This window comes from Bradyrhizobium sp. CCGB12 (genome assembly GCF_024199845.1).
Taxonomy (GTDB): domain Bacteria; phylum Pseudomonadota; class Alphaproteobacteria; order Rhizobiales; family Xanthobacteraceae; genus Bradyrhizobium.
Map to the genome: position 1 here is coordinate 5,868,355 of NZ_JANADO010000001.1, position 12,474 is coordinate 5,880,828.

Genomic DNA, 12,474 nt, shown 5'->3' on the forward strand with positions numbered 1-12,474 from the left:
ATCTCACTCAGACTTGGTTTGCACAACTGGCATTAGTCACGATATGGGCTTGCATGTCCAAGAGCCATCGCCTGTTCGACCTTATGCAGATTCTGCGCAGTCACCGGCAACCGGTCGCGGGCGTAGAACTTGCTCGTGAAGCCGGAGTGTCTCTGCGGACCATTCGTCGGGATATTTCCACGCTACGCTCCATAGGTGCGGACATCGACGGAGAGTCAAGCGTCGGTTATGTTTTGAAGCCCGGCTTTTTGCTGCCCCCTTTGATGTTCTCGGAAGAAGAGATTCATGCTTTAGCCCTCGGCGCTCAGTGGGTCCGCGGACAAACAGACGATAGCCTCGCTGGCGCTGCCCAGAACGCGCTCGCCAAAATTGACGCGGTACTGCCGCCCGACCTACGCCGTCATCTTCACGATGGCTCCTTTCATGTCTCCCCAAAACCAACGCCGCCCACGTCGGTCGATCCAGCCGTGCTGCGGCAGAGTATGCGCCAGCAGTGCAAAGTCCTTCTAACTTATCGCGACTTTCACGGCGCTGCGACGGAACGCGTAATTTGGCCGATCTCGCTCGGATTCATAGAATCTCAGCGATTTGCCGCGGCTTGGTGCGAGCTACGTCAGGATTTTCGAGTATTCCGTGTTGATCGAATGGAGCGGGTAGAGCTCCAGGCCGATCGCTATCCGGGTCGCCGGCGGGACTTAGTCAAACGGTGGCGCGCGCAGGTCGCAAGCAAAGATGTGGACAATCGTTCTTGAGTCTGACCGTACCCATCAAGCCGACAAACACCACTGCGCTGCGCGGATGGTTGAGGCCGATCATGTTCGCTACGAAGGGTGTGCCGATCATCACGATCACCGCCTTGAATGCACCGGTGGCGATCGAGAGCGCAATGGCCGGCGATGACGCGCCGATCGCCGCGCCCGTGACCGGACCGACGATGCAAGTGACCGCGCCGACGCCGATCGTCGTCAGCGATTAGGCATGCAGCGGACGAACAACCTAGTCACGCTCACGCTTATCATTGCAGCAAACGTTGCCCTCTGGATATGGACGCTGCAGGCACTTTAGCGCCGCAAAAAGACACGCTTGTCAGTACGAACATCCGCTACTATCGATTCGAGAACGGTCCTGATACGGTGTAGCCTCCGCACGTCTTCATGGACCGAAATCCAATAGCTTCTCAAAATCCGGATTTTGTCGGCGAGCAATACCTTCAGGAGTGGGCGGCTCCCGGCCAGAAAGGTTGGCAGCACGCCGATGGCCGCCCCACATTCGACAGCGTCAACCTGCGCCATCACACTCGAGCTGCGGATCGAAGGCATGACCTCGACGCCGTCACCAAGCTTGGAAAAATTGAGCTCTTCCGTGAAAAGAAGCTCGGGGATGTAACCCGAGAATACATGGGCCGGCAGATCAGTCAGGCTTTTGGGTCTGCCACGACGCTTGAAGTACCCTTCAGTGCCGTACAGATCGAGAGTATAATCCGTCAGCTTTTGGGACGTCACTAGGCCCGTTGTTGGCCGATCCAGCGTGATGGCAATGTCGACCTCGCGAGCAGCAAGCGAATAGACTCGCGGCAGCGCAACGAGCTCAGTCTCAAGGTGTGGATGTTGCGTCGAAAGCATCGCTAAACGACGCGCTAAATAGCCTACCCCGAAGCCTTCCGGAGCTCCAACGCGGACGCGACCGGCAACCACGGCCTGATCCTCGGCCAGTCCTGCCACTTTTCGCAGGATAAGAGATTCGAGCTCCTCGACCGTCTCGGCAAGCCGCCGTCCCTGCTCCGTCATCACGGTCCTTCGCCCGGCTCGTTCTACGAGAGCCAATCCGACCGCTGTCTCCAACCGCGCAATTCTTCTGCCAACTGTGGAATCGTCGATGCCCAGCGCCTTCGCCGTGGAAGTCATCTGTCCGCTGCGCGCGAGTTGAAGGTAGATGCGAAGATCGTCCCAATCCATAGCCCAACTCCCTGCATTTTTGCAGATTGCAGTCGTAGCTATCAGCGTTGAGTGCAAAAATCCACTATGCCATTCCAGTCCATGCCGCTCGGGAGGACAGTCCGGATGCAGATGGAAGGTGATTTCGACTATATCGTCGTGGGTGCCGGCACTGCCGGATGCATCGTGGCAAATCGGCTCTCCGCTGATCCGCGTAATCGTGTGCTCCTGCTCGAAGCCGGAGGAAGAGACAACTGGATCTGGTTTCATATCCCAGTCGGATATCTCTTTGCGATCGGTAACCCTCGATCGGACTGGATGTTTAAAACCGAGAACGAGCGTGGCCTGAACGGCCGCTCGCTCGCATACCCTCGGGGCAAGGTTCTAGGAGGCTCGTCAGCTATCAACGCGATGATCTCAATGCGGGGCCAAGCAGCCGATTACGATGGCTGGCGCCAACTTGGGTTGACTGGTTGGGGCTGGGACGACGTTCTTCCTGCCTTCCGAAAGCTGGAGGATCACTTCCTCGGCGAGAGCGAAAGCCATGGGGTCGGAGGCGGCTGGCGAATTGAAGCCCCGCGCATCTCTTGGAAGGTCCTCGATGCCATTGAGCAAGCCGCCGTGGAGATGGGGATTCCGCGCTCACCCGATTTCAACACTGGAGACAACGAGGGAGTAGGCTATTTCCACGTCAATCAAAAGCGCGGGCGACGCTGGTCGTCAGCAAGAGGCTTTCTGAAACCGGCCTTGTCCCGGCAGAACCTCTTGCTGGAGACACACGCATTGGTCGACAAGCTGCGCTTCGAGGGTCGACGGGCGGTTGCCGTCCGCTTCATAAAAGATGGACAAACGATTGAGGCGCGGGCGAGAGGCGAAATCATTCTGTGCTCCGGATCAATCGGATCCGTTCAAATTCTCCATCGCTCCGGGGTCGGCCCCGCGGAGTGGTTGTCATCGATCGGGATCGATGTGGTGCACGAAGGTCGTGGGGTCGGTCGGAACCTTCAAGATCATCTCCAGCAGCGCGCCATATACAAGGTCGAGGGAATTCGTACGCTTAACGAGACATATTATTCGCTTAGTCGACGCGCGTGGATGGGTATCGATTATGCCCTGCGTCGACGCGGTCCCCTGACCATGGCTCCGTCGCAATTGGGAATATTCACCCGATCAGACCCGACCCGCGAGCGGGCAAACATCCAGTTCCACGTTCAGCCTTTGTCTCTCGACAAATTCGGCGATCCACTCCACCGATTTCCCGCGGTCACGGTGGCCGCATGCAATCTGCGCCCCTCGTCGCGCGGCACCATCCAGATCAGCTCCAGTTCGCCGCATGACGCTCCGAAGATCGCTCCTAACTATCTGTCGACTGATGACGACAGAATCGTCGCTGCCAACACCATCCGCGTCACCCGCAGGCTGATGCAGCAGCCCACGATCGCCAGATTTCAACCGCATGAGTATCTGCCCGGCCTGCATGTCGGCGATGACGACGCCGGGCTTGTCCAGGCTGCTGGTGACATAGGCACGACGATCTTCCACCCGGTAGGGACTTCTAAGATGGGCGCTGACAGCGATCCCATGGCTGTTGTCGACGCAAGGCTCAAGGTCCGCGGCGTATTGGGGCTGCGGGTGATCGATGCCTCGATCATGCCTACGATCACGTCGGGAAATACAAATACCCCTACAGCCATGATCGCGGAAAAGGGCGCCACAATGATGTTGGATGACGTCCGCCGGCCTGGCCCCCAGCTTCTAATTGGAGGCGCTACACGACAACATAGTAGTCATTCTGACGAACCATAGCCGCTGATGTGAGACGGCTAATGGCAACCATCGGTCGCTCAGGGGCCTCTCTGGACCCTGCTATTGCGACCCAAAAACCTGTAGTGGCGTCTTTCGTCGATGCGTAAGAATTGGTCTATATTTGCTCCCAACGTTGGAGGATGGGTAGACAAAAAGCCATGGCAAGGCGCCAAAACATCATAGCGATCCCGTCGCTCAGATCACTCGACAAGGCCGCGGGCCGGGTAGGATACCAGCTCACGCAAGCCCTCCGTGAGGCGATATTGAGAGGAGTGCTGAAGCCTGGCGAACGGCTGCCGTCAACGCGTGCCTTAGCGACCTCGCTCCAACTATCCAGAGGTACCATTATCGAAGCGTTTCACCAGCTACATGCCGAAGGCTATCTTGAGGCGCGGGCCCGAGGCGGCACTATCGTAGCTAATGTGGAGAGCGAGTTCGCGAGTCGATCGCAGGCTTTCGTCGAGGCCGGACAGACGGTCCCTGCCTTGCCACCGAACGCCAACCGTCTCGCCGAGGTTGCACGAGTTCTTCGTCCCCAAGGGACAACACCATTTGCGATCGCCCATCCGGCAGGCGCCGTCGCTCCGGACGATAAGTGGCGTCGCCTGGGGAATCGCGTCCGGGCGTTACGCGCGGCTGCTCCCTCCGGCTACATCGACCCAAAAGGCCTGCTCGACCTGCGGATCGCAATCGCGGACTACGTACGAAAGGCACGCGGCGTGAATTGCGAGCCCGACCAAATCTTGATCACAGCGGGCACGCAGCAGGGTCTTTTCTTGGCTGCCACCGTTTTACTCTCCAACGCAGACACCGTTTGGACTGAAGACCCTGTCTATCCCGGCATTGTAGCCGTGCTTGGAAACTTTAACATCCAGACTTATCGATTACCCGTAGATGAGCAGGGCATCGACGTTCAGAAAGGCCTTATGTCTTGCCCGCATGCCCGTGCCGCCTTTGTCACACCATCACACCAATACCCGCTGGGCATGCCCATGAGCATGGCGAGGCGCACCGCATTGTTGTCGTGGGCGCGTCAGAACAACGCATGGATCATCGAGGACGACTACGACAGCGAATTGCGTTACGCCGGACACCCCTTTCCATCCCTACAGGGACTTGACCCTGCGCGTGTCATCTATCTTGGAACGATGAGTAAGGTGCTGTTCTCATCGATGCGCCTTGGATACGCAATCCTTCCGCCTACTTTAGTCGATGCGTTCGCCGGCGCGCGAGCCCTCATCGATCGCCATTCCCCGGCGGTAGACCAACACGTACTGGCGCAATATATGCGAGAAGGGCATTTCGAAGCCCATATTCGACGCATCCGCGGCGCCTATGCAGAAAGGCGCGCGGCATTAATTGCGGCCATCGAAAAGGACTTGCCGTCCTGGGTAACACTACAACCGAGCGACCAGGGCATGCACGTGGTGCTTTGGCTTCCAGCCGCTCTCGACGACGTCAAACTTTCCGAACGAGCAGAGAAGGCAGGACTGGTTGTGCGGCCGATCTCGCCAATGTACCAGGACGCCCCGCCCCGTTTCGGACTGATGCTTGGATTCGGCGGTTTTTCTGTCAGGGAATTACGAACCGCCGTGATCCATCTGAGAACCGTTCTTATGGAATTCTCAAACACGGGCAACCAAGCCAAAATGAAGAAGGTGCTTGGTGACCACCAAAAATCCGGACGTCGCACGCCGACGCCTTGACCCAACTGTACTCTGCGGTGACGATTTCGGTAGGCGTCAAGCCCCTCCCCTCTTGAAGTACACAGATCGAATATCCTTTAGGCCTGCTCCGCTTTGACACCAGCGGCTACCAGCATGGCCTCGCCGATCTCGACGTCCCCCTGCGCCTTGAGGGCGTTACCGGCGCTAGTGATGTCCCTGATCTCTCGGTTTTGACTGAGCTTCAACTTACCCACCAATCGGGTAATCTCGATCTCGATCCCAACGATCATCTTGAGCATCATATCGATGTATTCCTTGGGGCTATCAGTCATCTTCCAAGGATCCGCTTGCTTTGCCTCGTGAGTGCGAGTCAAGCGCGCAACCATGCCGCGAACGTAGCGCTCATCGTCGCGGATCGTTGCGCGTCCGTACGCATGGGCAACCATATAGTTCCAGGTCGGGACCTGCTTTTTGAACTCGACCTTGCTCGGATACCAGTTCGGAGCGATGTAAGCGTCCGCGGCGCGGAAGATGATCAAAACTTCGTCGCCGGTCGAGATATCTTGCCAAACAGGATTCGCTCGAGCGACGTGCGAATGGAGAATCCCGTGCTGACCAGCATGCGCGTTCAGCTCGAACGGAATATGGTTCGCATCGAGACCACTCTTGCCGTTGGTGATCAGAATGCCCAACGGGTTCTTTTCGATCAACTCGTGAAGCACTTCGGGCTTGGTTGCAGCGAAATGCGGCGGAACGTACATAGTCACTCCTTCGTCGGCTAGAGGCGCTCATGCTTAGATGGCAGGCAGGAACGTCGCATCAAACGAGATGCTCTTCAAACTTCGACCATCTCGAAATCGCTCTTTTGCGCCCCGCAATCGGGACAAAACCAGGAATCGGGCACGTCTTCCCAGCGAGTGCCAGCGGCGATTGCATCGTCCGGCCATCCTTCCGCTTCGCTGTAGACTAGTCCGCAAAGCACGCACCGCCACGTCTTGTACACGGGCGCGTCAGCGGCGGTTTCGGTCGAGAATCCAGAAGAGCTGGTCATGCCGGTCTTACCTTCTCTTTGTCATTCAAGACCTTCTATAGTGGAACTGGCACATCAAACAGTGCCAGTTTCTGACATTTTTACTGTACCAGAAAAGAACCAGTGCCGTGTCGGCAACCCTATCGTAGCCGATGATGTACACTGACGCATTCGCCCGACGGATGTCGGAGAATAGTCAGCTCCCCTGCGACCAACAGCCCAGCCACAGTCCGTGTAAAAGCGCCCTTATCGCAAGCGGAGCATCGCCGGCGATTGCGATTCAGCGAAATGAAGATACACTTCGTCTTCGTGTAAATGATCCATCCGCTTCTGTGTTCAAAATGCTCAGCCTCGAAATGTTCTTTCTCTTTCTGGCGGCGGCGCTGATTGTGGCAATCACGCCGGGACCGGGCATCTTTTACATCGTGGCGCGAACGCTTACAGGCGGGAGGTCGGAGGGCCTGGCGTCCAGCGTCGGCCTGGGTCTCGGCGGCCTCGTACACGTTATCGGAGGGGCCGTCGGAATATCAGCTCTTATCATGGCCAGCGCCGAGGCATTCACGGCATTGAAAATAGCTGGCGCCTTCTACCTCATTTGGCTCGGGATCAAGACATGGCGTGAAGCGCGCTTCGTCCAACCGGCCGAGATACAGACGACCGGAGCGCGTCGGGCCTTTCGCGAGGGCATCGTCGTCGAAGCGCTCAATCCGAAGACAGCCGCATTTTTTCTCGCGTTCATTCCGCAGTTCGTCGACCCATCCGCGAACGTCGCCGTGCAGTTCATCGTGCTCGGCCTCATCTCCGTTACACTCAATACGAGCGTGGACTTGATTGTGACCTATTGGGCCGCACGGGCGAAGGAGGGTTTTGCCAAGCGACCGACATTCATTAGAAGGACGCGCCAGGCATCGGGCGCCGTCATGTGCGGGCTCGGCGTGACCCTGCTCTTTGCCCGCCGCACGGGCTGATGCCCTCAATCGCCATTGGCTGCGATCACGACCAATGCTGATGCCGGCTCTGCCGTCATTGCCGTCAGCTTATGCGGTATGGTGGATTCGAACTGGACGCAATCACCGGGACTGAGGACCTCCTTGCGCTTTCCGATGTGCAGCTCGATCTTCCCGGTCAGGATGAATAGGATTTCCTCGCCTTCATGATGGCTCATAATGCGCCCGCGCTGGGCGGTCCGACCCGGACGGACGATGAAGGCTCGCATCAGCCTTTCAGGAGCGAGCCCCGCCACCAGTGACAGATAGTGCCCGGCTTTCCATTCCTGGCTCGGGCGATAGCGAGCGGGTCCTTGTCGTTCTGCTCGTCGCTCGCGCTTCTTCTTGTGCTTCAGCCTTCGTTCCGGAAGACACGCGAGGAAGCCTTCGTAGAAGAAGATTGAACCTGGAGACGAGAGCGGCAGAAGTGCCTTCACGGTCGCAGGTTGCTGCGCTTATCCGTTCGTTTCCACAAGCTTCAGTAGCTGAGTTCTTGTTTTTAGCAACTGCTTCGTGATGTTGGCTTCTTCATTGACAAACCTCGCAGTCGGGACAGGAACGAGATCGCTGAGGATTGCCGAGATCGTCCCTTACTGCCACGCCGACGGCACAAATTCCAAGGGTGTGCTCTTCCCCGTCGAAGGCAAAGCCTCGAGTCCGAGTTTCACTCAATTCCGACAAGAGGGCGTTCAAGTTCGTGATCGTTGTCGGCGTCCGCCGCTCGAACGAGCGGCCAAGCAGGTTTTCGACCTCACCGTTCTTCAGAGTCGTGAGATACGCCTCTCCGTTCGCCGTGCAGTACAGTGGAAAGGACTCGCCGATCGCCGAAACGGTACGCAGCCGCTGCGGTCCAACGATCTGGTCATGAAGATCGCCCGATCCTTGCGAATGGCGGCAAGATCGACGGTTTCCTGAAGATCACCGGACAACCTGATGAGGTGTGGCCGCGCAATCTCCGCGAACTGAGGACCCGAGGAGCGCGCGAGCCGCAGCAGCGCAGGAGCAATCACAACCCGTCCGGCCGGAGGTGACGGAGGATCATGCGTCTACGTTTCGTCGTGGATCAAAACCTGAAGAGTGACAAACGCGCGATCTTTACTGTTTCCTCGCACGCCCAGCGCGCCGCGGACTTCTTGCACGAGTCGCAGAACGCAGAATCCGCCGCGGCTTAGCGCGGGGAGGGCGCCGCTTGCAGAAGCGACGCCCCTGCTCGCCGCGCGCCGCGTTGCACGCCATGCCAATGTCGGACTAGGTTGGGAGCTCCGTCGGCGTCAATGATGAAGCTAATTCACTCCACGGCGTCGAGAGGGGCTCACCTTGAGCCCTTACCGCTAGCCGCTCAGCAAATTCGAGCACCTTTTTGCGTTCGGCCTCATCGCGTATGCGTAGAAATGCTCGGATCAGCTGAAGTCCCTGCAGCTCGAGCAAGCCGGATGAACTGTTGTCGTTCATGGTCGAAGGTTCCCGCTAGGATTGGCTTGTCTAGGCAAATCCGCGCCGGATTGCAACTGCGGGTGCGCCCCTACAGGGTGCAGAATAGCTTCAGACTGCGGGCTCGGGACGACCCCAATGCGCTATCGCGCCGTCGCTCAGAGATTGCCAGGTCGTAGACAAGATGGAGTCGTCACCTGGGAGCTATCATCCGGTCCTTCGCTCGTGCCGGTTCTGTAGATAGGAAGCCGCCACTCAAGTCGCGCTCCCAGAACGGACGGGTCAGCTTCTGCCGACGTGGTTCGTAGCCGCTGTCCGCGTCAGCCGGTTAGCTTCGTCATCCTTGAGCCGGTGGCGAAATACCGTAGCTCCTATCGCAGAGGCCCCCCTCCGGGCCTCTGCTACATGAGCCGATTTACCCTGACCGACAGAAGCGACGAGGCCAGGAAAATGAGAAGGCCAAAGACGGCCAAGGAGATTGTTAGCATTTTGCGAATTGTAAATGCCGAGGCAATCGTAGCGCCCGATGCATGTACGACGCAGAATGTGCCAGTAGGAAAAAGAGGGCAAGGTTCTCCACCAGATCGAATAGGCCATAAAGGACTGACATCATGACACCAACCAGCCAGGTCGGGATCACGACGCCGAGCAAGTCAGGAAGGACAAACCAAGGAGCCGCGCTTGTTGCAGCCGGTGAAACAAGAATACTGGCGCGTCGCGATCCTCGCTAGATCGGACACGTGGAAGGGCTCTATTTCGATGGCTTGACGAAAAACGATATGCAACTTAAGCGCCCGTCATCCAAGCAGTGCTATTTCGTCTTGCCACCTGGCGGCACCGGCTTGTGGCCTTTAGGCAAGGTCCAGAGTGTCGTCGCTCCTTTGGGGGCTGAACAAAGAATTCAGATAAATGAACACCTAGCGATTCGGCGAGCCGGTCGAGAAGTTCAACTGTCGGATTCTTTGATTGCCGCTCAGGACGGCCCACATAGGAGCGGTCAATCCCCGTATCCCGAGCAGCTCTCGTGGAATACCGCGATCTAATCGGATCCGGCGCACATTCCAAGCCACAAGTGCACGAGCTTTCATGCGCAAAAGCATTGCCATCTGGCATGATCAAACCACTAGCTATAACCATACCATTGCAGCAACTTTATTCGGGATACAGATGTGGCGCATAAGTTTAGAGGAATGCTCGGCATTCACACAGATGGTCCGGATGTCACGCCGAATGAGCTGGTGCTGACCACCTATAACGGACCGCATCTGGTGACGTATTGGCGGCTTCTTGATGCCGACGATGACGAGAAGTGGTCCGAGCGATTATTGGCCGCTGGCCACGATGATATCCGCGGCGGCAGTTGTCCATTCATTCTCGCGCTCAAGGGGGTCTGATTGCCTCTCGGAAATGTCGTCACTCCGGTTCATCCCATCCTCATTCCGCTGCGATTTTAGCGACCTCTGCCAGAGGTCGCGGTTCTACTCGGATATCACCGGAAAAAGGACGCTCTTGCAGACCAATGAGACCCAGCGCTATCACGACGGCAATTGAGAACACGCTTAGTGCCGCAATTTGTGCACCAGCCTTCTTCAGGTGCGCCAACCCGATTGATATCTGTGTCACCACGCCAAGGATCAGGACGAGAATCCATTTGGCATCGATCGTGCGGTCCGAAGCCAACGCGAGCCGTTCGGAGCGCGCGCTGCCCGCTCCGACTGCCGCATTTAGCAGGGCCGTCTGCACCGCAGCGCCCGCTGCTTGACCGATCTGAGGATCGCTCACTTCGCGCAGCAAAGCGTCATAGACGGACTCAACCGATTTGGCATCCTGGTCCTGCGCCATCGCCGGCCACTCGTCATTCACGAGGGCGGCGACGTATTTCGCAAGCACTGAGCGGAGGTCACCCATATCCGAGACGGCCGCGTTACTAACAGTATAGATGTTGCGCAGTTCGGCCGCCTCCGACTGCACCGCGCGGGCCGCTTGACGGTTGCGATCGGTTATATCATTGGCCAACACTCCGGTCAGGAACGCAAACAACACTCCGACCGTGCCGAAGAACGGAGCGACCACGCCATCTACGCGGCGCACCGGCACAACTGTTGCAGGGCTGAAACTCGCGATCACAATGACAGCGCCAGTCGTTGCGTAAAGAGCGATGAGGACCGCAAACAGTTCAAATGCTGAACAGTCTAACCAAGCTTTGATCATTGGGTTAGGCGATCCTCTATGCAAGGCAACGCATCCGATTAGAAACATATGAGCATTGAGCCGCCCGATAATATATCGGCTAGCGAAAGCACAACCAAGGGCCCGCGATAGAATCGATCAGGGATTGGGTTCGTTCGCTCAAGGATCTTCTCTTCTTTCCCAAAAAAATGCCAAGTGCTCACTCCACTGCTCTTTTTGACTTCCGATCAAACTACTGGAGACACTGGCAACGGGACCATCCCTTGGCGCAGATCCTGCGCCCTCTACGAAGACGCTCGGACACAACCACATCCACCTGCGTTGGGATGGGCACAGTTCAAAGAAAAAGCCGGATTCGACACGTCTTGACCTGGAATCCAGGCGCGAGGAGGTCCGCTGCTCGTGCGGTTCGACCTGGGCCAGTGGGACTAAGCCGAATAGCACGATTGAACCCCTGATAGAAAAACAATTTCGACTGACGATCACGTGAACTCGGCAAGAAAGATCGCTTCGTCATGCGAACGATTTTTTCTTGCGATTCATCGACCCGGCGATTGTCCGCTTCTAACGAATTGCTTGGATGCGCCCGTGCGTCCCTCTTCTTTGTGGAAAAGGGGGAAGCTGTCCCTCAGTGGAAAGCGACGATGCTTATGATCGTTTGGTTAGGCTGTGATGTATGACGCGGTCCACAGCGCAACCACCCCATTCCGATTCGCGAGTTTAGTCTGACTAATCCTCGCGTTTGTGCTGAGCCCGGCCAGGATTTTCATAGCGATGGGGGCGTCCGTCCGTTGAAATCCCGCGCAACGGCATCAAGAACGGCTGAAGTCCTGCACCACTAGCGAGGTACCTTAGTGTGGTGATCTGGCGTTCCCAGAGTTGGCCCATCTGTTGACGGGCGTCAGCCCGCTGCTGCCCCGGTGCCACGGCATCTGCCATTGTCCCGCATCGCCTCAATCGCCGCAACGATGCGGTCGGTGAGATGCTGGTGAATAACGAAGCGCTCCTTGCTCATGTCGTCTCTCCTTGTTTGCGGTTACCGGCCATCGGCGAGCGGAGGGACGCGGAGAGACGGATGCCGTACCCGAAGGGCGCGGCCTGCGCGAGGGCTCGACCATTGCGGCGGACGGAATCCGCGTCAGGTCAGCCGATGAGCATGGCCGGTGGGCGCAAAGGAGAGAGGGCAAGGCAAGCGAGAGCAGGCAGAAGCATGAGCTATGGGCCGCGCCGCCGGTCTAAGCCCGCGGAGCGGATGGGGTATGTGCGTGGCATCGAGAGGGATCATGAAACGTATAAGTAAGCAAATTCCAGCTAGCGACGGTGATGGACGATGAGATCCAGCGGTCTCAACTATCTGATTTGGTGGGCTAGTGGTCACGTACGGCCCGCACTTCGCCGACGGCTTTCGAGGATGTTACAACGGCGACCTG

Annotated in this window: 12 protein-coding genes and 2 pseudogenes; 5 read left to right on the forward strand and 9 right to left on the reverse strand. The window is 57.6% G+C overall.

Going from position 1 to position 12,474, the window contains the following annotated elements; all coding sequences use genetic code 11:
- The first annotated feature begins 53 nt into the window (after nucleotides 1–53).
- The gene (locus NLM27_RS26830) at nucleotides 54–752 is read left to right on the forward strand and encodes a YafY family protein (RefSeq protein WP_254146154.1); all 699 of its coding nucleotides are present in this window, start codon (nucleotides 54–56) and stop codon (nucleotides 750–752) included.
- A gap of 4 nt (nucleotides 753–756) precedes the next feature.
- On the opposite strand, the pseudogene NLM27_RS26835 reads toward NLM27_RS26830, so the two are convergent.
- Together NLM27_RS26835 and NLM27_RS26840 are read right to left on the reverse strand one after the other, a co-directional pair.
- Nucleotides 757–972, reverse strand: a pseudogene (locus NLM27_RS26835) (malonate transporter subunit MadM); the annotation flags it as partial.
- Between the two features lie 89 nt (nucleotides 973–1,061).
- Nucleotides 1,062–1,955, reverse strand: coding sequence for a LysR family transcriptional regulator (locus NLM27_RS26840; RefSeq protein WP_254146155.1), 894 nt, complete (start codon nucleotides 1,953–1,955; stop codon nucleotides 1,062–1,064).
- A gap of 105 nt (nucleotides 1,956–2,060) precedes the next feature.
- Between NLM27_RS26840 and NLM27_RS26845 the strand changes: the two are divergent.
- Both NLM27_RS26845 and NLM27_RS26850 read left to right on the forward strand, forming a co-directional pair.
- Nucleotides 2,061–3,671: pseudogene (locus tag NLM27_RS26845) on the forward strand (GMC family oxidoreductase); the annotation flags it as partial.
- A 227-nt stretch (nucleotides 3,672–3,898) separates the two neighbouring features.
- The gene (locus NLM27_RS26850) at nucleotides 3,899–5,446 is read left to right on the forward strand and encodes a PLP-dependent aminotransferase family protein (protein WP_254148936.1); all 1,548 of its coding nucleotides are present in this window, start codon (nucleotides 3,899–3,901) and stop codon (nucleotides 5,444–5,446) included.
- A gap of 77 nt (nucleotides 5,447–5,523) precedes the next feature.
- On the opposite strand, the gene NLM27_RS26855 is transcribed toward NLM27_RS26850, so the two are convergent.
- Together NLM27_RS26855 and NLM27_RS26860 are read right to left on the reverse strand one after the other, a co-directional pair.
- A complete protein-coding gene (locus NLM27_RS26855; RefSeq protein WP_254146156.1) occupies nucleotides 5,524–6,168 on the reverse strand; it encodes an FMN-binding negative transcriptional regulator in 645 nt (214 codons plus the stop codon).
- 74 nt (nucleotides 6,169–6,242) lie between these two features.
- Nucleotides 6,243–6,458, reverse strand: coding sequence for a rubredoxin (locus NLM27_RS26860; RefSeq protein ID WP_254146157.1), 216 nt, complete (start codon nucleotides 6,456–6,458; stop codon nucleotides 6,243–6,245).
- A 320-nt stretch (nucleotides 6,459–6,778) separates the two neighbouring features.
- On the opposite strand from NLM27_RS26860, the gene NLM27_RS26865 reads away from it, so the two are divergent.
- Entirely contained in the window at nucleotides 6,779–7,405 is a 627-nt protein-coding gene (locus tag NLM27_RS26865; RefSeq protein ID WP_254146158.1) for a LysE family translocator, read from the forward strand.
- Between the two features lie 5 nt (nucleotides 7,406–7,410).
- Here the strand turns inward: NLM27_RS26865 and NLM27_RS43850 are convergent, their stop codons facing one another.
- From NLM27_RS43850 to NLM27_RS44160, 4 genes are all read right to left on the reverse strand, one after another.
- Nucleotides 7,411–7,860 (reverse strand): cupin domain-containing protein, encoded by a 450-nt coding sequence (locus NLM27_RS43850; RefSeq protein ID WP_254146159.1) that lies wholly within the window; start codon nucleotides 7,858–7,860, stop codon nucleotides 7,411–7,413.
- A 91-nt stretch (nucleotides 7,861–7,951) separates the two neighbouring features.
- Nucleotides 7,952–8,281, reverse strand: a complete 330-nt coding sequence (locus NLM27_RS44155; protein ID WP_375142327.1) for an IclR family transcriptional regulator C-terminal domain-containing protein — start codon at nucleotides 8,279–8,281, stop codon at nucleotides 7,952–7,954.
- A gap of 390 nt (nucleotides 8,282–8,671) precedes the next feature.
- On the reverse strand, nucleotides 8,672–8,875 hold the full coding sequence (locus NLM27_RS26880) for a hypothetical protein (RefSeq protein WP_254146160.1): 204 nt from the start codon (nucleotides 8,873–8,875) through the stop codon (nucleotides 8,672–8,674).
- Between the two features lie 765 nt (nucleotides 8,876–9,640).
- Entirely contained in the window at nucleotides 9,641–9,991 is a 351-nt protein-coding gene (locus NLM27_RS44160) for a helix-turn-helix domain-containing protein (protein WP_375142281.1), read from the reverse strand.
- A 32-nt stretch (nucleotides 9,992–10,023) separates the two neighbouring features.
- Here NLM27_RS44160 and NLM27_RS26885 point away from each other — a divergent pair, with 32 nt between their 5' ends.
- Nucleotides 10,024–10,248, forward strand: coding sequence for a hypothetical protein (locus NLM27_RS26885; protein ID WP_254146161.1), 225 nt, complete (start codon nucleotides 10,024–10,026; stop codon nucleotides 10,246–10,248).
- A gap of 40 nt (nucleotides 10,249–10,288) precedes the next feature.
- Here NLM27_RS26885 and NLM27_RS26890 read toward each other — a convergent pair whose 3' ends face one another.
- Nucleotides 10,289–11,065, reverse strand: coding sequence for a DUF4239 domain-containing protein (locus NLM27_RS26890; protein ID WP_254146162.1), 777 nt, complete (start codon nucleotides 11,063–11,065; stop codon nucleotides 10,289–10,291).
- Nucleotides 11,066–12,474: the final 1,409 nt, after the last annotated feature.

What these genes read in the sequence shown, in the direction of transcription:
- NLM27_RS44160 (WP_375142281.1), bottom strand. Translation starts at nt 9,991, where the DNA reads ATGGTTATAGCTAGTGGTTTGATCATGCCAGATGGCAATGCTTTTGCG.
- NLM27_RS26850 (WP_254148936.1), top strand. Translation starts at nt 3,899, where the DNA reads ATGGCAAGGCGCCAAAACATCATAGCGATCCCGTCGCTCAGATCACTC.
- NLM27_RS26840 (WP_254146155.1), bottom strand. Translation starts at nt 1,955, where the DNA reads ATGGATTGGGACGATCTTCGCATCTACCTTCAACTCGCGCGCAGCGGA.
- NLM27_RS26855 (WP_254146156.1), bottom strand. Translation starts at nt 6,168, where the DNA reads ATGTACGTTCCGCCGCATTTCGCTGCAACCAAGCCCGAAGTGCTTCAC.
- NLM27_RS26860 (WP_254146157.1), bottom strand. Translation starts at nt 6,458, where the DNA reads ATGACCAGCTCTTCTGGATTCTCGACCGAAACCGCCGCTGACGCGCCC.
- NLM27_RS26880 (WP_254146160.1), bottom strand. Translation starts at nt 8,875, where the DNA reads ATGAACGACAACAGTTCATCCGGCTTGCTCGAGCTGCAGGGACTTCAG.
- NLM27_RS26890 (WP_254146162.1), bottom strand. Translation starts at nt 11,065, where the DNA reads ATGATCAAAGCTTGGTTAGACTGTTCAGCATTTGAACTGTTTGCGGTC.
- NLM27_RS26830 (WP_254146154.1), top strand. Translation starts at nt 54, where the DNA reads ATGTCCAAGAGCCATCGCCTGTTCGACCTTATGCAGATTCTGCGCAGT.
- NLM27_RS26865 (WP_254146158.1), top strand. Translation starts at nt 6,779, where the DNA reads ATGCTCAGCCTCGAAATGTTCTTTCTCTTTCTGGCGGCGGCGCTGATT.